This window comes from Janthinobacterium sp. 64, assembly GCF_002813325.1.
Lineage (GTDB): Bacteria > Pseudomonadota > Gammaproteobacteria > Burkholderiales > Burkholderiaceae_D > Janthinobacterium.
This window is the reverse complement of record NZ_PHUG01000001.1, coordinates 5373908-5400433: the sequence shown is the minus strand read 5'-3', so window position 1 is coordinate 5400433 and position 26526 is coordinate 5373908. Positions and strand designations below refer to the sequence as shown.

Below are 26526 nucleotides of genomic sequence, written 5' to 3'. Positions count from 1 at the left end.
TACATCTGGCTCAGTGATAACCACGGTAGTCTAAGGATAGCAATGAAACGTGTTGATGATTTCCGCCTGCGATTTGGCAAAAAAGAATATGTGCCCATCATGATAGGCGGAATGGGTGTGGATATTTCCACGTCGGAGCTGGCCCTGGAAGCGGCCCGGCTGAACGGTATCGGGCATATCTCCGATGCCATGGTGGAAGATGTGTCGGATCGCCGTTTCGACACCACCTTCGTCAAAGACAAGACGAAACTGTACAAGTTCAACATTAATAATAGCGACAAGGCCGTAGTGCAGTTCGACCTGGGCCGCCTGGCCGAAGCGCAGCGCCTGCATATCGGCCGCACCATGGAAGCCAAAAAAGGCGATGGTTTGATCTTCGTCAATTGCATGGAAAAGCTGACCATGAATGGCCCGCGCGAAACCTTGCGCGTGCGCCTGAATGCGGCGCTGGACGCGGGTATCGACGGCATCACCCTGTCGGCCGGCCTGCACTTCGGCTCGTTCGCCCTGATGGCCGACCATCCACGCTTCCGCGATGCCAAGCTGGGCATCATCGTCTCGTCCGTGCGCGCCCTGCAGATTTTCCTGCGCAAGAACGCCAAGCTGGACCGCCTGCCCGACTTCATCATCGTCGAGGGACCATTGGCCGGCGGCCACCTGGGTTTCGGCATGGACTGGGCCAATTACGACCTGCACACGATCACCGCGGAACTGCTGGCCTATCTGAAAACGGAACAGCTGGACATCCCGCTGATCGCCGCCGGCGGCATCTTCACGGGCAGCGATGCCGTCTCCTTCCTGGAAGCGGGCGCAGCTGGCGTGCAAGTGGCGACGCGCTTCACCGTCACCGAGGAATGCGGCTTGCCAAACAAGGTCAAGCAGGAATACTACAAGGCCTCGGAAGAAGACATCATCGTCAATGGTGTCTCGCCGACAGGCTACCCGATGCGCATGCTGAAAAACACGCCCGCCATCGGCGCCGGCATCCGTCCAGGCTGCGAATCGTATGGCTATCTGCTCGATGCGACGGGCAACTGCGCGTACATCAACTCGTACAACCGCGAAGTCGCGGCCCATCCGGAACAAAAAACCGTCGTCGTGATGGACAAGACCTGCCTGTGCACGCACATGCGCAACTTCAACTGCTGGACCTGCGGCCATTACACGTATCGCCTGAAGGACACCACGCACAAGCTCGACAACGGCGAATACCAGATCCTGACGGCCGAACACGTCTTCAAGGATTACCAGTTCAGCGTCGACAACCAGATCGCCCTGCCGGAAAAAGCAGTCCAGGGCTGAATATCCTCAGCCTGAACTGAAAATGGCGCAGCCTGCGAAGGCTGCGCCATTTTTTATGCGCGAAGCATATCCCGCAATCCCTGTTCGATCACGTCGAACTGTGGCCGCCGCTGCACTTCTTCTTGCAGGCAAGCATCCATCATGGCTTGCAGGCCGGGCAAGGGCGTCGCGCAATGCGCGATCAGCTCGCCCAGCAGCACGCCAAAGGCGCGCGCCTCTATACCCTGCAGCACCTCCCCTTGCGGCGAGCCGGGCGCAAACATGGACGCCGCGCCAAAGTCGCCCAGCAGGCAGGCGCCGCCATCCGCATGCAGGATATTGTGCGCATACAGGTCGCCGTGCACGATGCCGCGCGCATGCAGCTGGCACACAGCCGAGGCGATGCCATGGGCAATGGCCAGCGCTTGCGCTGGGTCAAAGCGCACGCCATCGGCATACACATCGCGCGTGCATGACGCCAGGCTGGGCGGACCGGCCAGGTTGCGGAAGGCAGCATCGATGAGCGGCATGACCAGACCCATCGCCCCTTGCGGATGCCCATCGAGCGTCCCAAGGATGGGAATCAGGCCCGCGTGCGCACCCGCGCCGACACCGGCGGCCATTTCGCTGCGTGGCAAGCCGTCGCTGGTCATCGCCCCCTTGAATACTTTGACGGCGACATGATCTGCGCCATCGAGGCGGGCACGGTATATCACGCCCGATGCGCCCTCGCCCAGCTGCTGCGCCAATGCCAGGCGGGGCCAGGCCACACCTGCCGTGCCGGCATCGCTCAGGGCTGCCAGTTCGCGCACTTGCGTAAACGGGTTACCCGCGTACGCAAGCCAGCTCAGGCGCGGCAAAGACAGCAGGCAATCGGGCAGCGCCGTGAAACGGTTGGCAGCAATGCGCACCAGCTCCAGTCGGCGGCAATTGGCCAGGGAGGCGGGCAAGCTGGCCAGGCAATTTCCCGCCAGCATAAGTTTTTGCAATGCACCGCACTTGCCCAGCTCATCCGGCAAGACTTCGATGGCATTGTCGGTCAGGGTCAGCCAGCGCAGCCTGGGCGGCAAGGCTGCGGCTGGCACATGGTCGATCCGGTTCGCCTTGAAACCAATCATTTCCAGCGCAGGACAAGAACCGAGCACGGCCGGCAAGGTGGTGAACAGATTATCCGAGCAAAAAATGATGCGCAGCTTGTGCAGGCGAGGAAAATCGTCAGGCAGGGAGGACAGCGCATTGCCCGATAAATCAAGGATTTCCAGGCTGTCGGCCAGGTCGAATATCTCACGGGGAAAGTCCGTCAAGCCGCAGGACAGCGTCAGGCGGCGCACGCCGGCCAGTTGGCCAGTGTGTAATTGTTCCAGTGTATGCACAGCAGACAAGATATCCCTTTCAAAACCCGGCAAGCGCTGGCATAGCTCAATCCAGCGGACGTAAAAAAACCCCCACCGGATCACCGATGGGGGTTTTTTCGAATAACAAGCCTGACGATAACCTACTTTCACACTGGTTGCAGCACTATCATCGGCGCAAAGTTGTTTCACGGTCCTGTTCGGGATGGGAAGGGGTGGGACCAACTTGCTATGGTCATCAGGCATAACTTGTACTGGCATTTGTCCTCAATGGAGCGACAAAGCCTGAATCTGGAAGAAGCAAAGATTGGGGTAATGACTGGTAGTATCAACAAACACGCAACGTTGTACCGTCTTATCCTCTGTACCTGCTAAGGTTATAGGGACAAGCCGTACGGGCAATTAGTACTGGTTAGCTTAATGCATTACTGCACTTCCACACCCAGCCTATCAACGTCCTGGTCTCGAACGACCCTTCAAAGAGCTCAAGGCTCTGGGAAATCTCATCTCAAGGCAAGTTTCCCGCTTAGATGCTTTCAGCGGTTATCTCTTCCGTATTTAGCTACCCGGCAATGCCACTGGCGTGACAACCGGTACACCAGAGATACGTCCACTCCGGTCCTCTCGTACTAGGAGCAGCCCCCTTCAAATTTCCAACGCCCACGGCAGATAGGGACCAAACTGTCTCACGACGTTTTAAACCCAGCTCACGTACCACTTTAAATGGCGAACAGCCATACCCTTGGGACCGGCTACAGCCCCAGGATGTGATGAGCCGACATCGAGGTGCCAAACTCCCCCGTCGATATGAACTCTTGGGAGGAATCAGCCTGTTATCCCCAGAGTACCTTTTATCCGTTGAGCGATGGCCCTTCCATACAGAACCACCGGATCACTATGTCCTACTTTCGTACCTGCTCGACTTGTCAGTCTCGCAGTTAAGCACGCTTATGCCATTGCACTATCAACACGATGTCCGACCGTATCTAGCGTACCTTCGAACTCCTCCGTTACACTTTAGGAGGAGACCGCCCCAGTCAAACTGCCTACCATGCACTGTCCCCGATCCGGATAACGGACCAAGGTTAGAACCTCAAACAAACCAGGGTGGTATTTCAAGGTTGGCTCCACGAGAACTAGCGTCCCCGCTTCAAAGCCTCCCACCTATCCTACACAGATTGGTTCAAAGTCCAATGCAAAGCTACAGTAAAGGTTCATGGGGTCTTTCCGTCTAGCCGCGGGTAGATTGCATCATCACAAACATTTCAACTTCGCTGAGTCTCGGGAGGAGACAGTGTGGCCATCGTTACGCCATTCGTGCAGGTCGGAACTTACCCGACAAGGAATTTCGCTACCTTAGGACCGTTATAGTTACGGCCGCCGTTTACTGGGACTTCAATCAAGAGCTTGCACCCCATCATTTAATCTTCCAGCACCGGGCAGGCGTCACACCCTATACGTCCACTTTCGTGTTTGCAGAGTGCTGTGTTTTTATTAAACAGTCGCAGCCACCAGTTTATTGCAACCCTTTCACCCTTCTGGAGTAAACCAGTCAAGCTACCGGGGCGTACCTTTTCCCGAAGTTACGGTACCAATTTGCCGAGTTCCTTCTCCCGAGTTCTCTCAAGCGCCTTAGAATACTCATCTCGCCCACCTGTGTCGGTTTGCGGTACGGTCTCGTATGACTGAAGCTTAGAGGCTTTTCTTGGAACCACTTCCGATTGCTTCGTGAACAAGTTCACTCGTCTCAACCCCTTGAATTCCGCGCCCGGATTTGCCTAAGCGCCTTCTATGAGCCAAAAACCAACTATTCCAACAGTTGGACAACCTTCCGCGATCCGTCCCCCCATCGCATCATACGACGGTGCAGGAATATTAACCTGCTTCCCATCAGCTACGCATCTCTGCCTCGCCTTAGGGGCCGACTCACCCTGCTCCGATGAACGTTGAACAGGAAACCTTGGGCTTACGGCGTGGAGGCTTTTCACCCCCATTATCGCTACTCATGTCAGCATTCGCACTTCTGATACCTCCAGCATCCTTTACAAGACACCTTCGCAGGCTTACAGAACGCTCTCCTACCATATATATTGCTATATATCCGCAGCTTCGGTGACTGGCTTAGCCCCGTTACATCTTCCGCGCAGGACGACTCGATCAGTGAGCTATTACGCTTTCTTTAAATGATGGCTGCTTCTAAGCCAACATCCTGACTGTTTTAGCCTTCCCACTTCGTTTTCCACTTAGCCAATCTTTGGGACCTTAGCTGGCGGTCTGGGTTGTTTCCCTCTTGACGCCGGACGTTAGCACCCGACGTCTGTCTCCCAAGCTCGCACTCATCGGTATTCGGAGTTTGCAATGGTTTGGTAAGTCGCAATGACCCCCTAGCCATAACAGTGCTCTACCCCCGATGGTGATACTTGAGGCACTACCTAAATAGTTTTCGGAGAGAACCAGCTATTTCCAAGTTTGTTTAGCCTTTCACCCCTACCCACAGCTCATCCCCTAATTTTTCAACATTAGTGGGTTCGGACCTCCAGGGCGTGTTACCGCACCTTCATCCTGGCCATGAGTAGATCACTTGGTTTCGGGTCTACACCCAGCGACTGATCGCCCTATTCGGACTCGATTTCTCTACGGCTTCCCTATTCGGTTAACCTTGCCACTGAATGTAAGTCGCTGACCCATTATACAAAAGGTACGCAGTCACGGAACAAGTCCGCTCCTACTGTTTGTATGCACACGGTTTCAGGATCTATTTCACTCCCCTTCCGGGGTTCTTTTCGCCTTTCCCTCACGGTACTGGTTCACTATCGGTCGATTACGAGTATTTAGCCTTGGAGGATGGTCCCCCCATATTCAGACAGGATGTCACGTGTCCCGCCCTACTTGTCGTACGCTTAGTACCACCGGTCTGATTTCGAATACGGGACTATCACCCGCTACGGTTCCTATTTCCAGAGGATTCTTCTATCAGTCCGACTATCACGTACAGGCTCTTCCCATTTCGCTCGCCGCTACTTTGGGAATCTCGGTTGATTTCTTTTCCTGCAGCTACTTAGATGTTTCAGTTCGCCGCGTTCGCCTTGCATACCTATGTATTCAGTATGCAATACCCTAAAAGGGTGGGTTGCCCCATTCGGAAATCTGCGGATCAAAGTGTGTTTGCTCACTCCCCGCAGCTTATCGCAAGCTACTACGTCCTTCATCGCCTGTAATCGCCAAGGCATCCACCATGTGCACTTATTCGCTTGTCCCTATAACGTTAGCCTCTGATAATCGAAACTATCAAAGAGCGCTACAGGGATAAGAAAGTACAACGTTGTTGCTTGTTTGTTGATACATACAATCATTACCCATCGATTCGCTTTTTACGGCAAACCGATCAATAAATAATCTTTACTTCTTCCAGATTGTTAAAGAACATACAGCACTTGATCTCGAAAAGACCAAACCTAAATCCCGGCGCACTCTCTGCACTGATTTACGTTTGAACTTTTGGTGGAGGATGACGGGATCGAACCGACGACCCCCTGCTTGCAAAGCAGGTGCTCTCCCAGCTGAGCTAATCCCCCTAGGGTATTTCCAGACTACAGAAACTGGTAGGGCTGGTTGGACTCGAACCAACGACCCCCGCGTTATCAACACGGTGCTCTAACCAGCTGAGCTACAGCCCCAAATGCTGTTCTTTATATTAACAGCCGATAAGTGTGAACATTTGATGCGTGAATCATGACTGATTCGTGCAAACTCTAGAAAGGAGGTGATCCAGCCGCACCTTCCGATACGGCTACCTTGTTACGACTTCACCCCAGTCACGAATCCTACCGTGGTAAGCGCCCTCCTTACGGTTAAGCTACCTACTTCTGGTAAAACCCGCTCCCATGGTGTGACGGGCGGTGTGTACAAGACCCGGGAACGTATTCACCGCGACATGCTGATCCGCGATTACTAGCGATTCCAACTTCATGCAGTCGAGTTGCAGACTACAATCCGGACTACGATACACTTTCTGCGATTAGCTCCCCCTCGCGGGTTGGCGGCGCTCTGTATGTACCATTGTATGACGTGTGAAGCCCTACCCATAAGGGCCATGAGGACTTGACGTCATCCCCACCTTCCTCCGGTTTGTCACCGGCAGTCTCATTAGAGTGCCCTTTCGTAGCAACTAATGACAAGGGTTGCGCTCGTTGCGGGACTTAACCCAACATCTCACGACACGAGCTGACGACAGCCATGCAGCACCTGTGTACTGGTTCTCTTTCGAGCACTCCCCAATCTCTCGGGGATTCCAGCCATGTCAAGGGTAGGTAAGGTTTTTCGCGTTGCATCGAATTAATCCACATCATCCACCGCTTGTGCGGGTCCCCGTCAATTCCTTTGAGTTTTAATCTTGCGACCGTACTCCCCAGGCGGTCTACTTCACGCGTTAGCTGCGTTACCAAGTCAATTAAGACCCGACAACTAGTAGACATCGTTTAGGGCGTGGACTACCAGGGTATCTAATCCTGTTTGCTCCCCACGCTTTCGTGCATGAGCGTCAATCTTGACCCAGGGGGCTGCCTTCGCCATCGGTGTTCCTCCACATATCTACGCATTTCACTGCTACACGTGGAATTCTACCCCCCTCTGCCAGATTCTAGCCTTGCAGTCTCCAATGCAATTCCCAGGTTGAGCCCGGGGATTTCACATCAGACTTACAAAACCGCCTGCGCACGCTTTACGCCCAGTAATTCCGATTAACGCTTGCACCCTACGTATTACCGCGGCTGCTGGCACGTAGTTAGCCGGTGCTTATTCTTCAGGTACCGTCATTAGCAAGAGATATTAGCTCTCACCGTTTCTTCCCTGACAAAAGAGCTTTACAACCCGAAGGCCTTCTTCACTCACGCGGCATTGCTGGATCAGGCTTTCGCCCATTGTCCAAAATTCCCCACTGCTGCCTCCCGTAGGAGTCTGGACCGTGTCTCAGTTCCAGTGTGGCTGGTCGTCCTCTCAGACCAGCTACTGATCGATGCCTTGGTAGGCTTTTACCCTACCAACTAGCTAATCAGATATCGGCCGCTCCACGAGCATGAGGTCTTGCGATCCCCCACTTTCATCCTTAGATCGTATGCGGTATTAGCGTAACTTTCGCTACGTTATCCCCCACTCTAGGGTACGTTCCGATATATTACTCACCCGTTCGCCACTCGCCACCAGAGCAAGCTCCGTGCTGCCGTTCGACTTGCATGTGTAAGGCATGCCGCCAGCGTTCAATCTGAGCCAGGATCAAACTCTTCAGTTTAATCTCTGTTACTTTGCCCTTTTACAGGCACCATCATTGCTGATGGGTCGCTCACTCAAAAAACTGACAGGCCACTACTTTCGTAGCGCCTATTTCATTATTTCTTGTGAACATTTGATATTTTAAGTTTTACGCTGCTTGCGCAGCGCTGCACTTACATCAAATGCCCACACTTATCGACTGTTAATTGTTAAAGAACTGTATTCGGTGCTACTTTCGCGCTATCGACAAAGCGTTGTGTTTGTCAGCTGCGAAGAAGGAAGAGTATGAAGCATTTCACTACATCCGTCAACTCCTTCTTTTTTCACCCTGCTTTACTCGGCATTTGCATGCGTCGTTCAGCGAGGGGGCGAATTATAGCCTTGGTCTGCGCGCGCCGCAAGGGCTATTTGCCCACCCTCGCCGCCCAGCCAGCCTGGCCTTCACTTCAAGCGCCTTTTTGTGCAGCCTGTCGCAATCGGCTGGCGTAGTTCGTGGTCTTTAGGCACAGTGGCAACATCAGACTCTGACGCTACTCAACAAGGGGTTAAACTTGCCCGCCGCGTCGATTAACTCTTGTACTTGAAAGTGCCCCATGCTTCCGATTTCCAGCCTGCCCGAATTGTTGAAAACCATCCTCGCTTGGGCGCAACGGGCATTCGACGCGACGACAACCTGGGTTACCCAACTATCTTGGTGGAAATTTTTTCTGTTTGCGGCGCTGGCCCTGATCGCCGGCTCCATTTTGCAAGATGAGCTGTTCTCGTCCAGCCCGGACGAAGAAGTGGTCATCAAGTCGCATAAACGCAGCAGCAAGGGCTCGGGTGAAACCAATATCCTGATCGACGATACCGGCATCCATTTCAATCCTCGCAACAGCAAGAACCGGCGCAGCAGCGCGGCCGACGCGGCCAGCGATCCGGCCGATGCCGCCGAAGCGGACGCCCAAGCCAGTGCCGTACCGCCAGAGCCGCCTCAACCACCGGCCGCCCCCGCCAAACCCAGCTATCCCGTGACCACCAATGCTTCGGGGGAAGAAGTCCATATTGAATTGCCACCACAAATCGGCGAAGAATTGTCGAATGCCATTGAAGAAGCGGTCGATGATGCTGCGGAGCAAAAAGTGTCGCGCTACCACCAGCAAGCCTCGACCTGGTTCAAGAGTTTTGTGTCCTTGCTGGTGTTGGCCCTGTTCGCCATGAAAGCCTTGGTTGGCGGCAAGAAGCGCGCCGAAGCGGAAACCGTCACGGCGAATGAGGCGGCCGAACGCGCATCCATGCAGCGCCAGCTCAGCGAAGCGAAGATGCAGATGATGCAGGCGCAAGTCGAACCGCACTTCCTGTTCAATACACTCGCCTCCGTCGAACACCTGATCCAGGTCGATCCGCCGCGCGCGGCCAAGATGCAGCGCAGCCTGATCCAGTATCTGCGCGCCGTGCTGCCGCAAATGCGCGACAACGCCCTGATTACCAACCTGGGCCGCGAAGCGGACATGGTGCAAGCGTACCTGAACCTGCTGAAAATGCGCATGGAAGAGCGCCTGACCGTCGATTTCCAGATTCCAGACGGCCTGCGCAGCGCCGCCTTCCCGCCCATGATGCTGCAATCGATGGTAGAAAATGCCATCAAGCATGGACTGGAAGTCAAGCCGGAGGGTGGCACCCTGCGCATCGTGGCAGAAGTGGCGCACAGCAAGCTGCGCGTCACGGTGACCGACGACGGCCTGGGCTTTGGCGTGGTGCCCAGCGATGGCACGGGACTGGGTTTGCCCACCATCCGCGAACGCCTGAAGCTGCTGCATGGCGACCAGGGCAGCCTGACCATCACGCCCAACCAGCCCAGCGGCGTATGCGCCGTGATCGAAGTGCCATATCAGCTGTCTAAATAAGACAGTTGATAAAAACGCCAAATCATTGAATAATCAATCTTCGCCTGTTCACACTTGAGACCTATGCCTACCGCTATTATTGCCGACGACGAAAGACTGATGCGCGACCAGCTGCGCCTGCGCCTGGGCGAGGCCTGGCCCGAACTGGAAATCATCGGCGAAGCCAAGAATGGCGACGAAGCCATCGAACTGGTGGAGCAACTCAAGCCCGACTTTGCCTTCCTCGATATCCGCATGCCGGGCAAGACGGGGATGGAGGCGGCGCAAGTGATAGGCGGCAAGACGCATATCGTCTTCGTCACGGCCTATGATAGCCATGCCGTCGAAGCCTTCGAGCGGGGCGCCGTCGATTACGTGCTCAAGCCGCCCGAGCATGAGCGCTTGCTGGTCACGGTGGAACGCCTGAAAACGCACTTGAACAAGCCGGCCCTGGACGTCAACAGCAGCGTCACGGCCATGCTGTCGCAACTGGCAGAGAAAATCACGGCCAAGCCCACCTATTTGCAATGGATACAGGCCAGCATCGGCCAGGATTTGCGCATGATCCCCGTGGAAGAGATTTTATTTTTCCGTTCGGACGAGAAATACACTTGCGTGCAAACCGCCAAGTACGAGGCACTGATCCGCAAGCCCGTGCGCGATCTGGCCGAAGAGCTCGATCCTGCGCTGTTCTGGCAAATCCACCGCGCCACCCTGGTCAACGTGAATGCCATCGAAGGCGTGACGCGCGACATCCGCGGCCGCCATCTGGTGCTCATCAAAGGTAAATCCGACAAGCTCGAAGTGAGCCGCAGCTTCTTGCACCTGTTCAAGCAAATGTAAGTCGCTCGCCGCCGCCCGGCCCATGCCGGCGCGGCGCCTTGATCTCTTCTCTTCCTCCCCCCTTCCTGCGCCACATCAAGCCGCGCCGCCCCAGCAGGCATAGGCTACATGAAGTCCGACTCTCCATCGCTGTCTTGCCTGCCTTCGTACACGTTCGCAAGGAGAAGCCCATGCCCGACCGAGGCAGTGCCACACTGCTGCGCATCCTGCCGCTGGGCATGGCGGCGGCGCTATTGCTGTGCTTGTTTCCTCCGCTGAAAGCCCGCCGCCAACGGCAGGCGCGCGGGCAAGCCATCATCGACAGCGCCAGCGACGCCATCATCAGCATCGACAGCAGGCAATTCATCCTGCATGCAAACGCGGCAGCAGCCAGATTGTTCGACGACACGCCAGCCGGCATGCGCGGCATGCGTCTGGGCCACTATATCCTGCGCGACTTGCGCACCCTGGACGGCCTGGGCACGCACGATGGCGATCCGCCGTTTGGCGACATCAGCCAGGAGCTGCGCCTGACGGGCCGGCGCGCCACCGACTACACGCTGACGGGACGGCGCAGCGATGGCGCCATGTTTCCCCTCGAAGGCTCGCTCTCGGCCATGCAAGAAAACGGCCAGAGCGTATTTACCATCATCGTGCGCGATATCAGCGCGCGCCAGCAGATGCATGAACAACTGACCCGCTCCTTTTCGCAATTGCGTGAATTGTCGAGCGCTCTGCAATCGATCCGCGAAGAAGAGCGCAAGCATATCGCGCGCGAACTGCATGATGACCTGGGGCAATTGCTAGCCACCTTGCGGGTCGACCTGACCCTGGTGCGCCAGCACTCGGACACCACCGCGCCCCTGCAAGCGTTGCTGCACAGCATGGACGGCTTGCTGGTGACGGCCATCACTTCGCTGCGGCGCATCGCCAGCAACCTGCGTCCGCGCGCGCTCGACGAAGGAGGCTTGTATTTCGCGCTGCAAAAATTGCGCCACGACTTCCTGTTGCGCCGCGCCATCCATTTTGACTTGCTGGCCGACGAGGCCGACCTCGTGCTCGACGACGCGCGCAGCACGGCCATCTATCGCATCGTGCAAGAAGCGCTGACGAATATCGCGCGCCATGCCGAGGCCAGCCACATCACCATCGCCCTGCACCGCATCGATTCCTCGCTGGCGATCACCATTCAGGATGACGGCCGCGGCATTGCCGAACATGACCTGGAAAAAGCCACGGCCCTGGGACTGCTGGGCATGCGCGAGCGGGTGTGGGGCTTGAACGGCAGCATCCATATCGGCGCCGATAACGACCTGGGCGGCACACGCATTGAAATTTCGCTGCCCATGCAGGCGGAAGTGATGGAAACAGCCACGTCATAACGAAAAAAGGCGCCCGCAGGCGCCTTTGTCGCGGCAAAAGACTTTTGCTTAGAACTTGTGGGTCATACCCAGCTGATACATCGATTTTTCGCTGAACTGATCGCGGCCAGCATAGCCGTACACGGCGGTACGCTTCGACAGCGGGTAGTCGTAGCCCAGGCCAAAGGCCTTGGCCGTTTCCTTGCCGCTGACGGTCTTGCTGTCTTGCTTCTGCTTCACGTAGCTGACCTTGATGGCGCCGCCGCCGATGTCATAGGCCAGACCCAGCAGGTAGCTCTTGAATTCGCCGGTAACGGCAGCATCGGTATCGGCTTTCGAGTAATCGACGGTGATCTTGGCAGGGCCAAATTTGTAACCGCCGCCGACGATCCACAGTTTCGGCTCAGCCACTGCGTTGGCAGCGGACTGCACTTTCTTCTGGTAGCCGGCGTGTGCGCTTGCTGGACCCTGGTCATACGTGGCAACCACGCTGAAGCCCGAATCGGCATCCTTGATTTCGCTGGCGACGTATTGGCCGCTGACGACGAAACCGCTGAACGATGGACTGTTGTAGGTCACGGCATTGCTGACGCGCGACGCGCCCACGACCGATGCGCTCGGGATGGCTTGCGGGCCATTGGGCGACTGGCCGCCGCGCATGACTGGCTCATTGATCTTGCCGATGACGCCGTAGGTGTTGAATGGATCGACGCGTGCCAGGGTGCCGTCGATCAGGTCCTTGGTACGGCCCAGGTAGACGGTACCGAAGTCACCGGTCAGGCCAACCCATGCCTGGCGATCGAACAGGGTATTGACGGTCGCTTGCGCACCGGTGTCAGCCTTGAATTCGCTTTCCAGGTTGAAAATGGCTTTCAAGCCGTTACCCAGATCTTCCGTGCCCTTGAAACCAATGCGCGATGCCTGATTTTCACGTTCCACCAACGCAGCGCCCGTGGTCTTGGCAATGCCCAGATCGACCACGCCATAGACGGTAACGTTCGATTGTGCTTGCGCCGTAGCTGCTGCGAAGGTACCGATGATCAATGCTGCCAGAGTAATTTTTTTCACTTGAGATTCTCTACATTAGGTTGGACAAGTTGAGCTGCTGCTGAGCTGCTTAGCTGCTGAACCGAATCATGCCCACGAAATACTTCAACAATATGACATCGACAAGATGTTGCTTTTTGGCACAACATCATGTCACATAAAAACAACAGACGAAAAAAAACCGCCCGCAGGCGGCTTGTCTTGCCGTGCCGGCCTTACTTCAGGCGGCAGCTCAGCAGCCAGTAGTATTCCAGGCGCTTCATGCGGATTTCACGGGCCGAGTGGGCAAACTTCTTGCGCAGATGACTATCCGACGGGAAATTCTTCAGCACTTCATAACGCTCGCCTGCCTCCGTCGTGCGGAACTGGTGGGTATTGCCCAGCAAGTCAGTGCGCGCGATGACCGTGCTGCTGCCATCGACATAAGAATTGTCGATCAGCACCAGCAGGATGTCCTTGCCCAGCTTGTTGCGCAATTGCTTCAGGTATTTGTCCTGGTCTTCGCGCTTGACGTGCGACCACCAGAAACCGGCGAACACGGCCGTGAACTTGCCCAGCAAGTCATCGGGCAAGTTGAATGCGTCGAGCTTGGCGAAACTGACGTTGTCGGGCAAGCCGCGTGCCTGGGCCAGCGCCAGCATTTCATCGTTGATATCGGTGGCCAGCACGGACTCGGCCGACTCGGCGACCACTTCCGTCCAGTAGCCGGTACCGCAGGCCAGTTCCAGCACGGTGTGGCCTTCCAGCACGTCGGCAACCTTGTCGCGCAACACTTCCAGGTCTTCCTGGCGTTCGGGCTTGTCATAGACGCGCTCGTACTGCTGCGCGATGGTGGCGTAATATTTGGCAAGCTGATCGGTAATCATTGTTTCTTCTCTTCTTAAATAATCTTGGCAAGGCAACCGCCCGGCCGACTTCATGCATTGTTATAGTTCGTAGTGCTCTTTATCACCGCTCATCGCCTGCTCAATGAGCTTGCGGTTCAGCGTCGGCGTCAGCAACTCGATAAAGGTATAAATATAGCTGCGCAAATACGCGCCCTGCTTGACGGCCACGCGCGACACATTCATGCCGAACAGGTGGCCAACAGGGATGGCGCGCAAGCCTTTGTCGCGTTCGGCATCAAAGGCCATACCCGCTATGATACCAATCCCCATGCCCAACTCGACATAAGTCTTGATGACGTCGGCATCGATGGCTTCCAGCAAGATGTCCGGCTTCAGGCCACGCAGCACGAAAGCGTGGTCGATCTTGTTACGTCCGGCAAACGCGCTGTCATAGGTAATCAAGGGGAAAGCAGCGATTTCTTCCAGGGTCACGGACTTCGATTTGAGCAACGGATGGTCAACCGGCACCACCACCACGTGCTCCCATTGATAGCAGGGCAAGGTAATCAGGCCATCGATGGCGGCGATCGATTCCGTGGCGATGGCAAGATCGGCCTGGTCGCGCTGCACCATCTCGGCGATCTGGCGTGGGTTGCCTTGTAGCAAAGATAAGCGTACCTTGGGGAACTTCAGCATGAAGGCTTGCACCACCTTGGGCAAGGTGTAGCGCGCCTGCGTATGCGTGGTGGCAATGGTAAAGCTGCCGCTGTCCTGCGCCGCGAATTCCTTGCCGATACGCTTCATGCTGTCGATTTCCTGCATGATCAGCTCGACCGATTCCAGCACCAGGCGGCCCGGCTCGGTCAAGCCGCGGATACGTTTGCCATGGCGGGTAAAAATATCCACGCCCAGCTCTTCCTCCAGCTCGATGATGGCTTTCGATACGCCCGGTTGCGACGTAAACAAGGCCTTGGCGGCGTCCGTCAGGTTATAGTTCTGACGGACCGCTTCGCGCACGAAGCGCAGTTGATGGAGATTCATTGCTGGTTTGCCCTAGATTGCCGTGATTTGCCGAGTTTCCGCCCCACCCATGATTTTGCGCTCATGCATATACGCATATCGCATATAAGCAAATGCGTACTAAGTAGTTTGGAATAAACACTAAGTTTATTACTATTGCGGGTACTTTGGGGGTGCAAGCATGACTTTGTCTTATATAGTCTCAGGATTTGCCGTAGGATTACTCGTAGGAATGACCGGCGTGGGCGGCGGCTCGCTGATGACGCCGCTGTTAACCCTGCTGTTTGGTGTGCCGCCCTCCGTGGCCGTGGGCACCGACCTCGCGTTCGCCTCGATCACCAAGAGCGCCGGCACCCTGACGCACCGCCTGCGCGGCACCATCCGCTGGGATATCGTCAAGCGCCTGTGCATCGGCGCCCTGCCTGCCGCCGTCGTGTCGACCCTGGCGCTCAAGTCGTTCGGCACCCTGTCGCCGGAAATCGGCCAGATCATCCGCTACTCGATCGCCGTCTCCGTGCTGCTGACCGTCGTGGCGCTGATCTTCAAGGGCCGCATGCTGGCCTGGATCAACGCGCACCCTGAGAAACAATTGCAAGGCAACAAGCTTGCCGCTGCGACCATCATCGCCGGCGCCGTGCTGGGCGTGCTGGTGACGGTCTCGTCGATCGGCGCCGGCGCCATCGGCGCCACCTTGCTGGTGATGCTGTATCCACGCATGAGTTCGGCCGAAGTGGCGGGCACCGATATCGCCTATGCCGTGCCCCTGACGGCCATCGCCGCCCTGGGCCACTGGTGGCTCGGCTCCATCCACTGGGAATTGCTGGCCTCGCTGCTGGTCGGCTCCCTGCCCGGCATCACGCTCGGCTCCTGGGTGGCCCGCTCCGTGCCGGAAAAGTTTTTAAGAGTGCTGCTGGCGATGACCTTGACCGGCGTGGCAATAAAGCTAATCTATTAAAGACAAGAGCAGTATCCAGAACATCATCCCAGGCAGTCTTCCAGTACCCCGGCTTTTTTAGGAATTGATATGTACCATTACGATCAGTACGACCACCTCATCATCAAAGAGCGCATCGCCCAGTACCGAGACCAGGTTGCGCGCCGTATCGCCAATGAACTGACGGAAGAGGAATTCATCCCGCTGCGCCTGCAAAACGGCCTGTACATGCAACGCCACGCCTACATGCTGCGCATCGCCGTGCCGTACGGCTTGCTGTCGTCGACGCAGATGCGCATGTTCGCGCACATCGCTCGCAAATATGACCGCGGCTATGGCCACTTCACCACGCGCCAGAACATCCAGTTCAACTGGATTGAGCTGGAACAGACTCCCGATATCCTGACGGACCTCGCTTCCGTGGAAATGCACGCGATCCAGACGTCCGGCAACTGTATCCGTAATACAACATCGGACCCGTACGCCGGTGTCGCCGCCGATGAAATCATCGATCCGCGCCCGTACGCGGAGGTGTTGCGCCAATGGAGCACCTTCCACCCCGAGTTCATCGCCCTGCCGCGCAAATTCAAGGTCGCCATCAATGGCGCCGAGGAAGACCGCGCCGCCATTGCCGTGCACGATATCGGCTTGACGGCCGTGCGCAACGCCGCCGGCGAGGTGGGATTCAAGGTCATGGCGGGCGGCGGCATGGGCCGCACGCCGATCCTGGGCAGCGTCGTGCGCGACTTCCTGCCGTGGCAGCATTTGCTGACCTACATCCAGGCCATCATGCGCGTGTACAACCTGCACGGCCGCCGCGACAACAAATACAAGGCGCGCATCAAGATTCTGCTGAAAGCCATCGGCGTGGAAGAATTCACGCGCCAGGTGGAAGCGGAGTGGGTTGACTTGAAAGATGGTCCGGAAACCTTGACGGCCGAGGAAATGCAGCGCGTGGCGGACTTTTTCAATCCGCCCGCCTACCTTGCCCTGCCGGAATTCGACTACAAGGCCGAGCACGCGGACAACAAGGCGTATGTGAACTGGCTGGCGCGCAACGTCAAGCCACACCAGCGCCCCGGCTATGTGGCCGTGGTGCTGTCGCTCAAAAAAACGGGCGTGCCACCGGGCGACGCGACGGCCGAGCAGATCGACTTCGCGGCCGATCTGGCCGACCGCTACAGCTTTGGCGAACTGCGCGTGACGCATGAGCAAAACCTGGTGCTGGCCGACGTGGAGCAATCGAAACTCTTTAAACTGTGGCAGGAAGCCAAGGCGCACGGCCTGGCCACGCCGAACATCGGTTTGCTGACGGACATGATCTGCTGCCCAGGTGGCGATTTCTGCTCGCTGGCGAACGCCAAGTCGCTGCCGATCGCGGCCGCCATTGCCGAACGTTTCGACAGCATCGACTTCCAGCACGACATCGGCGAGATCGAACTGAATATTTCCGGCTGCATCAATGCCTGCGGCCACCATCATGTGGGCAGCATCGGCATTCTCGGCGTCGACAAGGATGGCAGCGAATGGTATCAGGTGTCGATCGGCGGCGCGCAGGGCAACAACGCGGCCATCGGCAAGATCATCGGCCCCTCGTTCTCTTCCCTGCAGATGCCTGAAGTCATCGGCCGCCTGCTGCACGTCTACGTGCGCGACCGCCACGAAGGCGAACGCTTCGTCGACACGGCCCAGCGCCTGGGCCTGGCGCCGTTCAAGGAACACGTATATGCAACGCCGATCACGGTCGGCAACCTGGTGGGAGAAGACGAATATGTTTGAAGTACGCGAAGAAATCATCAAGAACGCCGCCGTGGTGCCAAATACCTGGGGCTTGCTGCGCCTCGATGAAACCGACACGCCGGAAACGGTCGTCGTGCCTGCCGGCAAGGTCATCGTCCCCCTGCCCGTATGGCAAGCCCAGCGCGACACCCTGGCCGCGCGCCTGCCCGACATCGGCGTCTGGCTGGCCAGCGACGAGCGTCCGGAAGAACTGGCGGCCGACGTGGCGCTACTGCCCGTCATCGGCGTGGACTTCCCGAAATTCACGGATGGCCGCGGCTACTCCATCGCCTTCAACCTGCGCGCCCGTCTCGGTTTCCAGGGTGAATTGCGGGCCATCGGCGACGTGCTGCGCGACCAGCTGTTTTCCATGCACCGGGTAGGCTTTGACGCCTATGCGACGCGGCCCGACCGCAGCATCCATGACGCCCTGAAAGGTTTGTCGGTCTTTTCGGAAACCTACCAGGCCTCGTGGGATCAGAAATCGCCGCTGTTCCGCCGTCATCAGCGCGAAGGCCAGAATCCTGACCTCGACAACGCGGCCGGCATCTGAGGACCCATCATGAGCGATCTGACTTCTTTGATTGACGCCACCGAGCAAACGCTGACACGCATCGCCGCGGAGTTTTCGCCGGCCGTGTTCGCGTCCAGCCTGGCAGCCGAAGACATGGTGCTGACCCACATGATACTCAAGGCGAAGCTGCCAATCGACATCTTTTCCCTGGAAACAGGCCGGCTGCACCAGGAAACCCTGGCCGTGCTCGACAAGGTGAAAGCCCGCTACGGCCACGACATTACTTTGTACCGCCCGCAGCCGGAAGCGGTGGCTGCCTACGTGGAACAGAACGGCCTGAACGCGTTCTACAACAGCGTCGAGATGCGCCGCGAATGCTGCCGCATCCGCAAGGTCGAACCGCTGGGCCGCGCCTTGGCCGGCAACAAGGCGTGGGTGACGGGACAGCGCCGCGCCCAGTCCACCACGCGCGCCGAATTGCACGTGCAAGAGATTGATACGGCACACGCCATGACGAAATTCAATCCGCTGGCCGACTGGTCGGAAGAAGACGTGTGGGCCTACATCCGCGCCAACGACGTGCCCTACAACGCGCTGCACGACCAGGGCTACCCGTCCATCGGCTGCGAACCGTGCACGCGGGCCGTCCAGCCGGGTGAAGATGTACGGGCAGGACGCTGGTGGTGGGAAAACCCGGATTCCAAGGAATGCGGCCTGCACATGGTGGACGGCAAGTTAATACGCATCAAATCCGTGGCAGCCTGAACAGACACAACAGACTCAGCAGAACAAGAAAGCACCCATATGAGCAATATTTTGAACCAGCGTCACCTCGACAGCCTTGAATCGGAAGCCATCCACATCCTGCGCGAAGTGGCGGCCGAATCGGCCAATCCCGCCCTGCTGTTTTCCGGCGGCAAGGATTCCGTCGTCCTGCTGCGTTTGGCCGAAAAAGCCTTCCGCCCGGGCAAGTTCCCATTCCCCCTCGTGCATATCGACACGGGCCACAACTTCCCGGAAGTCATCACCTTCCGCGACAAGAAGGTGGCGGAACTGGGCGAGCGCCTGATCGTCGGCTCCGTGGAAGACTCGATCCAGCGCGGCACCGTGCGCCTGCGCAACCCGGCCACGGATTCGCGCAATGCGGCGCAAGCCGTGACCTTGCTGGAAACCATCGCTGAACATAAATTTGACGCCTGCATTGGCGGCGCGCGCCGCGATGAAGAAAAGGCCCGCGCCAAGGAACGCATCTTTTCCTTCCGCGACGAATTCGGCGCCTGGGATCCGAAAGCGCAGCGTCCCGAGCTGTGGGATTTGTATAACACGCGCGTCCATCCCGGTGAAAACATGCGCGTCTTCCCCATCTCGAACTGGACCGAACTGGATGTATGGCAATACATCGCCCGCGAGCAGCTGGAACTGCCGCCGATCTACTTCGCGCACGAGCGCCAGGTGATCCCGCGCAACGGTTTATTGGTGCCGCTGACGGACCTGACGCCGCCGCGCGAAGGCGAAACGGTGGAAACGCAAGTCGTGCGCTTCCGCACGGTGGGCGATATCTCGTGCACCTGCCCCGTCTCGTCCGATGCGGCAACCGTGGACGCCATCATCGCCGAAACGGCAATCACGCAAATCACGGAACGTGGCGCCACCCGCATGGACGACCAGACCTCCGAAGCCTCGATGGAAAAACGCAAGAAAGCAGGGTATTTCTAATGAACGCAGCAATCCAGAACACCACCTCCACCGACAGTTTAGAGCGCGGCATGTTGCGTTTTATTACGGCCGGTTCCGTCGATGACGGCAAGAGCACCCTGATCGGCCGTTTGCTGTTCGACAGCAAGGGCATCTTCGCCGACCAGCTCGACGCCATGTCGCGCTCCAAGCACAAGCGCACGGTGGGCGACACGGTCGACCTGTCGCTGCTGACGGACGGCCTGGAAGCGGAACGCGAGCAAGGCATCACCATCGACGTGGCCTACCGTTACTTCGCCACGCCGAAACGCAAGTTCATCATCGCCGACACGCCGGGCCATGAACAGTACACGCGCAACATGGTCACGGGGGCGTCCACGGCCGACGCCGTCATCATCCTGATCGACGTGTCGAAAGTGAAACTGGGTGACGATGGCAGCGTGGAGCTGTTGATCCAGACCAAGCGTCATTCGACGATTGCCCATTTGCTGCAGATCGAGCACGTGGTCGTCGCCGTCAACAAGATGGACCTGGTCGACTACGATGAAACGGTGTACAACCGCATCGTCGCTGCCTACCGCACATTCGCCCAGTCGCTGGGCTTGAAAGACATCACGCCGATCCCGCTGTCGGCACTCACGGGCGACAACGTCGTCGAACGCGGCGACAAGCTGGGCTGGTACACGGGCCCGACCCTGATCGAGCTGCTTGAATCGCTGTCCGTCTACGACGAATCGCACGACACGCCCTTCCGTTTCCCGGTGCAACTGGTGGCGCGCCACAATGGCCACGAAGCGAACGACTTCCGCGGCTACATGGGCCGCATCGAGGCGGGCAAGGTCAGCATCGGCGACACCCTGGTGGTGCAGCCCTCGGGCCAGACGGCAACGGTCAAGGATATCGTCACCCTGGACGGCTCGCTGAGCACCGCCGTGGTGGGCCAGTCCGTCACCCTGCTGCTCAATGAATACCTCGATATCTCGCGCGGCGACTTGCTGGCAAGCAGCGAGCGCCCTGCCACCCTGCTGAAAACAGTGGTGGCCGACGTGTGCTGGCTGTCCGAAGACGCGCTGGACCTGCGCCGCAAGTACTGGATCAAGCACGGCACGAAACAGACGGCGGCGAAAGTGACGGCGATCGAGTCTATCCTCGACATCAATACGCAGCAGCGCCATCCGGCCGAAGGCTTGAAACTGAACGACATCGCGCGCATCAGCCTGAACGTGCAGCAGGCGCTGGCGGCCGATGCGTATGCCGATATCCGGGCCACCGGTGCGTTTATCCTGATCGATGAAGTCACCCACCAGACGGTCGCGGCCGGCATGATCCGCGTCAGCTAAGGAAGGCAAGCACCATGAACAACTCCGCATCTCTCCCCGGCAAGGTCTACCTGGTTGGCGCCGGCCCCGGCGCGCAAGACCTGATGACCTTGCGCGGCGCGCGCCTGCTGGCGCAAGCGGACGTCGTGCTGCACGACGCGCTGGTCACCGAAGAGATGCTGGAGCTGTGCCCGCAGGCGCAAAAGATTCTGGTCGGCAAGCGCTGCGGCCAGTTGTCGACGGCGCAAGCCTTCATCAACAAGCAACTGGTCGACAACGCGCGCAAGCACGCCGTCGTCGTGCGGCTGAAAGGGGGCGACCCCATGCTGTTCGGCCGTGCCGACGAAGAGCTGCGGGCGCTGGAAGAAGCGGGCATCGCCGTCGAAGTGGTACCCGGCATTACCACGGCCCTGGCGGCCGCCGCCGCCACCTTGCAACCGCTGACCAAGCGGGGCGTGGCGCGCAGCGTGGCCTTCTTTACTTCGAGCACGGCGCCGGGAGAACCGGAGCAGACGCGCATTCCCGACTGCGATACCCTGGTGCAATACATGGGCGGACGCGAAGCCATCGCCACGGCGCAGCGCCTGCTGGCCCAGGGCCGCCGCGCCGATACCCCGGTGGTGGTGATTGAAAACTGCAGCCGCCCGGACCAGCGCATCGTGCGCCTGACGCTGAGCGCCCTGGCGCATGGCCTGGGCGACACCCACGGTCCCGTGCTGGTGATGCTGGGCGACGCCATGGCCGCGCGCGCGCACCAGTCCATCGAAGAAGCGGCCGCCCATCTGGCGCGCCATGCTTGAATAAACACAGCGTATTTTACCGACTTTAAAGTCAGTAACCGACGTCTTCAAAAGAAACATGATACGATGCTCACGCATCTTTTCTCGAGAAGTTATTGCGTAATAGCAATGAAATCCCCGCTACACCCCGCCATAGCGCTTGCTGTGCGGCTTCCGCGCTGACGGGAACCGCGCGGCAGTCTCCCCGAAAAAAGCTGCGCCCGCAGGCTGCAATACCGCCGCCGCGCAACTTTAGCCGTTACGATCCAACCATGAATTTCACTTCCATGCGCGAAGCCCTGATTTCGCTCAGCCGCAGCAATGCCTGCGTCGCCAGCGCTGTGCTGCTCAGCATGCTCGCCTCCATCGCCCTGTGGACGGTGTTTCCGAATATCGACGATGAAAACCATTTACTGGAATGGCTGCAGGCGCTGTTCCTTGCCCTGGCCTGCACGGTGCACGGCGTGCGCGCGTGGCAAGAGCCTGACCGCCAGTCCCTGCGTTTCCTCATGCATGCGGGCTTGTCGGCCCTGCTATTCGGCTTCCTGCTGCGCGAACTCGATATCGACCAGTTCGGTACGGCACCGGCCTGGGCACAACTGGAAAAAGCCCTGCGTGTGGTGGAATTGCTGATCCTGATACGCATACTGATCTTTTTCGCGCCGCGCGCGCGCAAGGTGTTTGCCGCGGCGCCGCGGATTTTCAGCATGCGCATCACCATCCTGACGGCCATAGGCGGCTTGCTGATGGTCGCCGGCTGGCCTTTCGACAAGAAGGTATTTCACGGCATGCCGGACGCTTACGCGCTGCTGGGCGAGGAAGTCTTCGAACTGGGCGCCTATTTGCTGCTGTTCCTCGCGTCGCTGTCCGACAGTTCAGCCGCCGCCCGCATCAGCCTGGCGCCAAAGAAGAAATCGGCTTAAGCGCCTTCGAATGAGGATGGCAGCGGCAGCAGCCGCTGCAAGGTGGCGGCCACGCGTAGCAGGCGCGGGTCGTCGTCCTCGGCCTCGTCACAGGTATCGTTGATGCAGAAAAACGGCAAGCTGCCGAAACGCGCCGCCAGCTCCTCCAGCTGCCGCGGCGCTTCCACATCGCCGCTGGCGATATGCAGCGGATCGAGCATGCGCGAGCGCGCCACGCCCTGATGCACCATCCAGCGCGGCACCAGGTCGGGCAGCAACGCCGGCACCTGCCAGGAACGGAACACCGTCGCGCGCACGCTGGCAAACATGGCCGGCGCCAGCGCTTCCAGTGCATGCAGCGCGCTTTTCAGCATGGGCCGCGGCGCATGCGCATACAGGCGCGGTTCATGCAGGTAATCGGCGTACTGCGCCGACAGCCATTGCCGCGACAGGATGGCGCAATTGACGGGCGCCGCCACGTCGGCGCGCAAGCCCTGCAAATCGGGCTGCAGCGCGCTCTCCGTAAACACACTCAAACGCCCCTCCCTTTCCTCCCCGAACCAGAATGCGGGCTCGAACGGCGCGCCAAAAAATACGTCGTCGTTCAGGTACAGGAAGCGTTCGGACAAGCCGGGAATATGGTGCAGGTACGATTCGATATGGCCGGAGTCGAACACGGGCAGGGAAGCACCGGGCATCAGGCTGGCATGGTCGATCACCGTCAGGCGCGGTGAGGCGCGCAGCCAGTGGGGCACTTGCCGGTCCGTCAGCAGGTAGATGTGGCCGTGGCCGGGGAAGAAGCGCTCGAGCGCGCGCAGGTTGTAGCGCAGTTCGCCGTTGTCGCGGTAGCGCCCCGCCACGTTGCCGTGCAGGGCCAGCTGGCCGGGATGCGCCTGCTCCCAGGCGGCATAGGCGCGCTGCCGGCGCGTGCGCCAGGCGGGATCGGCGCCGTCTACCCACAGGTAAACGATGTCGATGCCGCTCAAGGCAAAGGGCTGGAGCCTGGCGCCGCCACGCAGTAATCGGCGATGGCGGCCAGTACGCTGGCGTTCTCGCCCACCGCCTCGACCACCTTCAGGCGCAGTGCCGGATGCTGCTGGCGCAGTTCTTCCAGCAACAGCGGCAAGTCGCGCAGCACATGCCCGCCCTGCCCCAGGAACACGGGCACCACGGTGACGTCGAGGATGGCGCCGGCGGGCAGCTCGGCCAGCAGGGTCGCCACCAGTTCGGGCAGGCGCGGCGTCATCAGCTCCAGGAAAGCCAGGTGCACGCCGGTAGCAGGCATGCGCGCCTGGGTCAGGTCGCGCAGGCGCTCGAAGGGCGCGGCCCACGATGCGGCGCGCGCGCCATGGGCAAACAAGATCAGTGCCTGTTGCACGTTCGTCTCCATCAATGCCGCTCCACCCACCACAGGGCGCCCAGCGCCAGCAGCAGATACAAGGTGCTCGGCGCCACCGCCGTCAGGAAGGCCGGCCAGGTGCTGAGCAGCCCAAGATGCGAAAACAGGGTGTTGACCAGCATGAAGCTCACGCCGATCATGATGCCGATGAAGATCTTCAGGCTGATGCCGCCGCTGCGCGTGTGCATGTAGGCGAACGGCAGCGCCAGCGCCATCAACACGAAGATGGCCAGCGGATCGATCAGCTTTTTCCAGAAGGCGATGCGGAAACGCTCGGTTTCCTGCTTGTTCTCGGCCAGGTGGCGCGTGTACACGGCCAGTTCGCTGGCCGACATGCGCTCGGGGTCGGAAGCGGACACCGTCAGGATCTTCGGCGTCACTTCCGACACCATGTCCTTGCTGGCGCTTTGCACCGTGCGCACCAGGCTCGTTTCCTGCCCAAAGTAGTTCGCCAGCTTCGGTTCGAAGCCGGGCGAGGTCGACGCGCTGTTCGAGAACGAGGTTTCCGTCACATCCGTCAGGCGCCAGATATTATTGCCCTGATACGTCGCCCCCTTGGCCACGGTCAGGGTGCGCAAACGCATATCGGTATCAAACTCATACAGCTTGACGTTTTTCAGCTGGCCGTCCGGACGCGCTTCGCCCACATTGAAAAAGCGCGAACCGGTGACGGTGCCTGTCAGGCCGTCGCTCTTGACCATGTCCTTGGTCCACAGGCCCGAGCGAAACTCGCTCGACACGGCCGCGCCGCGCGACGTCAGCTTGAGGCGTTCGGCCAGCGGTTCGGTGCGCGGCGTGATCAGCTCGCCGAAGATGAAGGTAATGACCACGAAGACGATACCGATGCGGAACAGGAAACCGGCCGCCATCGCCGTCGACATGCTCGAAGCGCGCATGATGGTAAATTCGGAACTGGCCGCAAACTGCGCCATCGTATAGATGGTGCCGATCAGTGCCGCAATCGGCATCACCTCGTACACATGCCCCGGCACCAGCACCAGCACGTACAGGAAGGCATACTGGATGGTGTAGCCGTTGCGGCCCACCTTGGGCAACTCGCCCGTCAGGTCGATGAAGGCTTGCAGCGCCAAAAAGGCGAGCAGCACGAACAGCACCGCCTGGAATATCGAGACCGCAAAATAGCGCTGTAAAATCTTCATTTCGATACCGCTTTACTAGGTTTTCCGGCGCGGCGCGCGCGCTTGAAGGACGCCAGCAAGACCAGCGGATGATAGCGGTGATTCACATTCAGGCGCCATGCAAACAGCGCCACCACGGCCAGTGCCGCCAGCAGGTGCAGCGGCCACCAGGCCAGGCCGAATGTCAGGCGCCCCTGTTTCACGCTCGCTTCGACGACCTTGATAAGGTTGCTGTATGTAAAGAAAATCAGCAGGGCCACGATCAGGTTGGCCGAACTGCCGGCGCGCGGATTGACAAAGCCCAGCGGGATGGCCAGCAGGATCAGCATCAGGCCGATCATGGGCGCACTGACGCGCCACAGCAATTCGGCCATGGTGTAGGGATTCGGATCGGCGATGAGGGCCATGGTGCTCATGGCGCGCACGCCCAGTTCCGCGCCCAGTTCCTGCTGCTTGCTCTCGATGCGCATGATGTACTGCTCGAATTCCATGGTCTGGAAGTCCGCCTGCGTCGGCACGCCCTGGTAGCGGCGTCCGCTCTTGAGCACCAGGAAGCGTTCGCCCTTGGCGTCGGTATTGATCACGCCTTCTTTGGCGACGACGACGACGGCGCTGCCTTTTTCATCGACGGTATTGACGAAGACGTTCTGCACCACGTTCTTCTCGCCGCTGACGCCCTCGACGAAAAAGATGCGGTTGCTGCCGGCCGATTCGCGGAACTGGCCCGGCGTGACTTTCTGCAGGTCTTCGCGCTTTTCAAAGCGCGCCACATATTCATCGCTTTTCTTTTGCGCCCACGGCGTGGCGTACAGGCTCAGGATGCCGGTGGCCAGCACCAGCGGCAGGCCGAAGCTGAGCACGGGCCAGATCCAGCGCGACAAGCTCAGGCCGGAGGCGAACCACACCACCATTTCCGACTCCTTGTAGCTGCGCGTGACGACCATCAGCACCGAAATGAAACCGGTAAGGATGATGATGGTGGGCAGCTGCATCAGGGCGGAAAAAACCATCAGCGACATGACGTCGGCCGACGCAATCTTGCCGCCCGCCGCCTTGCCGAGAATACCGATCAGCATCCAGGTAAGCAGGATGCTGAACAAAACAGTGAAGGTGGCCCCGGCGGCACTAGCCAATTCACGTCGAAGGGCGCGTTGAAAGATCATTCGGAGTTTATAATTCGGGTCAGTTAGTTGAGTAACACGTTACTAGTAAATGAAAACGGA

19 protein-coding genes, 2 tRNA genes, 3 rRNA genes and 1 pseudogene are annotated in these 26526 nt (G+C 58.8%); 12 read left to right on the top strand and 13 right to left on the bottom strand.

Annotated features, from left to right (window positions below; genetic code table 11):
• Positions 1-42 precede the first annotated feature (42 nt).
• Positions 43-1302, top strand: coding sequence for a nitronate monooxygenase (locus tag CLU91_RS23750; RefSeq protein WP_100876084.1), 1260 nt, complete (start codon positions 43-45; stop codon positions 1300-1302).
• 53 nt (positions 1303-1355) lie between these two features.
• Here the strand turns inward: CLU91_RS23750 and CLU91_RS23745 are convergent, their stop codons facing one another.
• The 6 genes from CLU91_RS23745 to CLU91_RS23720 form a co-directional block, all read right to left on the bottom strand.
• The gene (locus CLU91_RS23745; RefSeq protein WP_100876083.1) at positions 1356-2654 is read right to left on the bottom strand and encodes a leucine-rich repeat-containing protein kinase family protein; all 1299 of its coding nucleotides are present in this window, start codon (positions 2652-2654) and stop codon (positions 1356-1358) included.
• 109 nt (positions 2655-2763) lie between these two features.
• Positions 2764-2876: ribosomal RNA gene (rrf, locus tag CLU91_RS23740) — 5S ribosomal RNA — on the bottom strand.
• A gap of 138 nt (positions 2877-3014) precedes the next feature.
• Positions 3015-5890: ribosomal RNA gene (locus tag CLU91_RS23735) — 23S ribosomal RNA — on the bottom strand.
• Positions 5891-6132: 242 nt separating this feature from the next.
• Positions 6133-6208: transfer RNA gene (locus CLU91_RS23730), tRNA-Ala, on the bottom strand.
• A 25-nt stretch (positions 6209-6233) separates the two neighbouring features.
• Positions 6234-6310, bottom strand: a tRNA-Ile gene (locus tag CLU91_RS23725).
• A gap of 79 nt (positions 6311-6389) precedes the next feature.
• Positions 6390-7920 (bottom strand): 16S ribosomal RNA (locus CLU91_RS23720).
• The 16S, 23S and 5S rRNA genes sit together here with 2 tRNA genes alongside, the layout of an rRNA operon.
• Before the next feature lie 574 nt (positions 7921-8494).
• Here CLU91_RS23720 and CLU91_RS23715 point away from each other — a divergent pair.
• The 3 genes from CLU91_RS23715 (at position 8495) to CLU91_RS23705 (ending at position 11970) form a co-directional block, all read left to right on the top strand.
• Positions 8495-9787, top strand: a complete 1293-nt coding sequence (locus CLU91_RS23715; protein ID WP_100876082.1) for a sensor histidine kinase — start codon at positions 8495-8497, stop codon at positions 9785-9787.
• 63 nt (positions 9788-9850) lie between these two features.
• Complete coding sequence (locus tag CLU91_RS23710) at positions 9851-10609, top strand: LytR/AlgR family response regulator transcription factor (RefSeq protein ID WP_100876081.1); 759 nt, start codon at positions 9851-9853, stop codon at positions 10607-10609.
• 170 nt (positions 10610-10779) lie between these two features.
• Positions 10780-11970 (top strand): PAS domain-containing sensor histidine kinase, encoded by a 1191-nt coding sequence (locus tag CLU91_RS23705; RefSeq protein WP_100876080.1) that lies wholly within the window; start codon positions 10780-10782, stop codon positions 11968-11970.
• Between the two features lie 48 nt (positions 11971-12018).
• On the opposite strand, the gene CLU91_RS23700 is transcribed toward CLU91_RS23705, so the two are convergent.
• The 3 genes from CLU91_RS23700 to CLU91_RS23690 all read right to left on the bottom strand — a co-directional run bounded on the left by CLU91_RS23700 (position 12019) and on the right by CLU91_RS23690 (position 14864).
• Positions 12019-13017, bottom strand: a complete 999-nt coding sequence (locus CLU91_RS23700) for a porin (RefSeq protein WP_100876079.1) — start codon at positions 13015-13017, stop codon at positions 12019-12021.
• A gap of 194 nt (positions 13018-13211) precedes the next feature.
• Positions 13212-13862 (bottom strand): class I SAM-dependent methyltransferase, encoded by a 651-nt coding sequence (locus tag CLU91_RS23695; protein WP_100876078.1) that lies wholly within the window; start codon positions 13860-13862, stop codon positions 13212-13214.
• Between the two features lie 60 nt (positions 13863-13922).
• A complete protein-coding gene (locus CLU91_RS23690) occupies positions 13923-14864 on the bottom strand; it encodes a CysB family HTH-type transcriptional regulator (protein WP_034751505.1) in 942 nt (313 codons plus the stop codon).
• Between the two features lie 160 nt (positions 14865-15024).
• On the opposite strand from CLU91_RS23690, the gene CLU91_RS23685 reads away from it, so the two are divergent.
• The 8 genes and pseudogenes from CLU91_RS23685 to CLU91_RS23655 all read left to right on the top strand — a co-directional run bounded on the left by CLU91_RS23685 (position 15025) and on the right by CLU91_RS23655 (position 22786).
• Positions 15025-15798: a sulfite exporter TauE/SafE family protein gene (locus tag CLU91_RS23685; protein WP_100876077.1), complete on the top strand. Its 774-nt coding sequence runs from the start codon at positions 15025-15027 to the stop codon at positions 15796-15798.
• A 69-nt stretch (positions 15799-15867) separates the two neighbouring features.
• Positions 15868-17556, top strand: coding sequence for a nitrite/sulfite reductase (locus CLU91_RS23680; protein ID WP_100876076.1), 1689 nt, complete (start codon positions 15868-15870; stop codon positions 17554-17556).
• Positions 17549-18109: a DUF934 domain-containing protein gene (locus CLU91_RS23675; RefSeq protein WP_100876075.1), complete on the top strand. Its 561-nt coding sequence runs from the start codon at positions 17549-17551 to the stop codon at positions 18107-18109. The genes CLU91_RS23680 and CLU91_RS23675 overlap by 8 nt, the downstream gene beginning before the upstream one ends.
• 9 nt (positions 18110-18118) lie before the next feature.
• A complete protein-coding gene (locus CLU91_RS28570; RefSeq protein ID WP_232730858.1) occupies positions 18119-18835 on the top strand; it encodes a phosphoadenylyl-sulfate reductase in 717 nt (238 codons plus the stop codon).
• Positions 18836-18868: 33 nt separating this feature from the next.
• Positions 18869-19786, top strand: a pseudogene (cysD, locus tag CLU91_RS28565) (sulfate adenylyltransferase subunit CysD); the annotation flags it as partial.
• The gene (locus tag CLU91_RS23665) at positions 19786-21105 is read left to right on the top strand and encodes a sulfate adenylyltransferase subunit 1 (protein ID WP_100876074.1); all 1320 of its coding nucleotides are present in this window, start codon (positions 19786-19788) and stop codon (positions 21103-21105) included. The pseudogene cysD and the gene CLU91_RS23665, both read left to right, overlap by 1 nt.
• A gap of 14 nt (positions 21106-21119) precedes the next feature.
• Positions 21120-21884, top strand: coding sequence for a uroporphyrinogen-III C-methyltransferase (cobA, locus tag CLU91_RS23660; protein WP_100876073.1), 765 nt, complete (start codon positions 21120-21122; stop codon positions 21882-21884).
• Between the two features lie 251 nt (positions 21885-22135).
• Complete coding sequence (locus CLU91_RS23655; RefSeq protein ID WP_157814791.1) at positions 22136-22786, top strand: hypothetical protein; 651 nt, start codon at positions 22136-22138, stop codon at positions 22784-22786.
• Here CLU91_RS23655 and CLU91_RS23650 read toward each other — a convergent pair.
• From CLU91_RS23650 to lptF, 4 genes are read right to left on the bottom strand one after another with little or no spacing between them, the layout of a single operon-like run.
• The gene (locus CLU91_RS23650) at positions 22783-23751 is read right to left on the bottom strand and encodes a Stealth CR1 domain-containing protein (RefSeq protein WP_100876071.1); all 969 of its coding nucleotides are present in this window, start codon (positions 23749-23751) and stop codon (positions 22783-22785) included. The two genes, CLU91_RS23655 and CLU91_RS23650, sit on opposite strands and share 4 nt — an antisense overlap.
• On the bottom strand, positions 23748-24155 hold the full coding sequence (locus CLU91_RS23645) for a sirohydrochlorin chelatase (RefSeq protein WP_100876070.1): 408 nt from the start codon (positions 24153-24155) through the stop codon (positions 23748-23750). The genes CLU91_RS23650 and CLU91_RS23645 overlap by 4 nt, the downstream gene beginning before the upstream one ends.
• Positions 24155-25324 (bottom strand): LPS export ABC transporter permease LptG, encoded by a 1170-nt coding sequence (gene lptG, locus CLU91_RS23640; RefSeq protein WP_100876069.1) that lies wholly within the window; start codon positions 25322-25324, stop codon positions 24155-24157. The genes CLU91_RS23645 and lptG overlap by 1 nt, the downstream gene beginning before the upstream one ends.
• The gene (gene lptF, locus CLU91_RS23635) at positions 25321-26466 is read right to left on the bottom strand and encodes an LPS export ABC transporter permease LptF (RefSeq protein ID WP_100876068.1); all 1146 of its coding nucleotides are present in this window, start codon (positions 26464-26466) and stop codon (positions 25321-25323) included. The genes lptG and lptF overlap by 4 nt, the downstream gene beginning before the upstream one ends.
• Between the last annotated feature and the right edge of the window lie 60 nt (positions 26467-26526).

Excerpts from the sequence above, each read along its gene's own strand:
- CLU91_RS28570 (WP_232730858.1), top strand. The coding sequence starts at position 18,119 with ATGAGCGATCTGACTTCTTTGATTGACGCCACCGAGCAAACGCTGACA.
- cobA (WP_100876073.1), top strand. The coding sequence starts at position 21,120 with ATGAACAACTCCGCATCTCTCCCCGGCAAGGTCTACCTGGTTGGCGCC.
- CLU91_RS23695 (WP_100876078.1), bottom strand. The coding sequence starts at position 13,862 with ATGATTACCGATCAGCTTGCCAAATATTACGCCACCATCGCGCAGCAG.
- CLU91_RS23710 (WP_100876081.1), top strand. The coding sequence starts at position 9,851 with ATGCCTACCGCTATTATTGCCGACGACGAAAGACTGATGCGCGACCAG.
- CLU91_RS23685 (WP_100876077.1), top strand. The coding sequence starts at position 15,025 with ATGACTTTGTCTTATATAGTCTCAGGATTTGCCGTAGGATTACTCGTA.
- CLU91_RS23715 (WP_100876082.1), top strand. The coding sequence starts at position 8,495 with ATGCTTCCGATTTCCAGCCTGCCCGAATTGTTGAAAACCATCCTCGCT.
- CLU91_RS23675 (WP_100876075.1), top strand. The coding sequence starts at position 17,549 with ATGTTTGAAGTACGCGAAGAAATCATCAAGAACGCCGCCGTGGTGCCA.
- CLU91_RS23690 (WP_034751505.1), bottom strand. The coding sequence starts at position 14,864 with ATGAATCTCCATCAACTGCGCTTCGTGCGCGAAGCGGTCCGTCAGAAC.
- CLU91_RS23645 (WP_100876070.1), bottom strand. The coding sequence starts at position 24,155 with ATGGAGACGAACGTGCAACAGGCACTGATCTTGTTTGCCCATGGCGCG.
- lptF (WP_100876068.1), bottom strand. The coding sequence starts at position 26,466 with ATGATCTTTCAACGCGCCCTTCGACGTGAATTGGCTAGTGCCGCCGGG.
- lptG (WP_100876069.1), bottom strand. The coding sequence starts at position 25,324 with ATGAAGATTTTACAGCGCTATTTTGCGGTCTCGATATTCCAGGCGGTG.
- CLU91_RS23665 (WP_100876074.1), top strand. The coding sequence starts at position 19,786 with ATGAACGCAGCAATCCAGAACACCACCTCCACCGACAGTTTAGAGCGC.
- CLU91_RS23655 (WP_157814791.1), top strand. The coding sequence starts at position 22,136 with ATGAATTTCACTTCCATGCGCGAAGCCCTGATTTCGCTCAGCCGCAGC.
- CLU91_RS23705 (WP_100876080.1), top strand. The coding sequence starts at position 10,780 with ATGCCCGACCGAGGCAGTGCCACACTGCTGCGCATCCTGCCGCTGGGC.
- CLU91_RS23680 (WP_100876076.1), top strand. The coding sequence starts at position 15,868 with ATGTACCATTACGATCAGTACGACCACCTCATCATCAAAGAGCGCATC.
- CLU91_RS23750 (WP_100876084.1), top strand. The coding sequence starts at position 43 with ATGAAACGTGTTGATGATTTCCGCCTGCGATTTGGCAAAAAAGAATAT.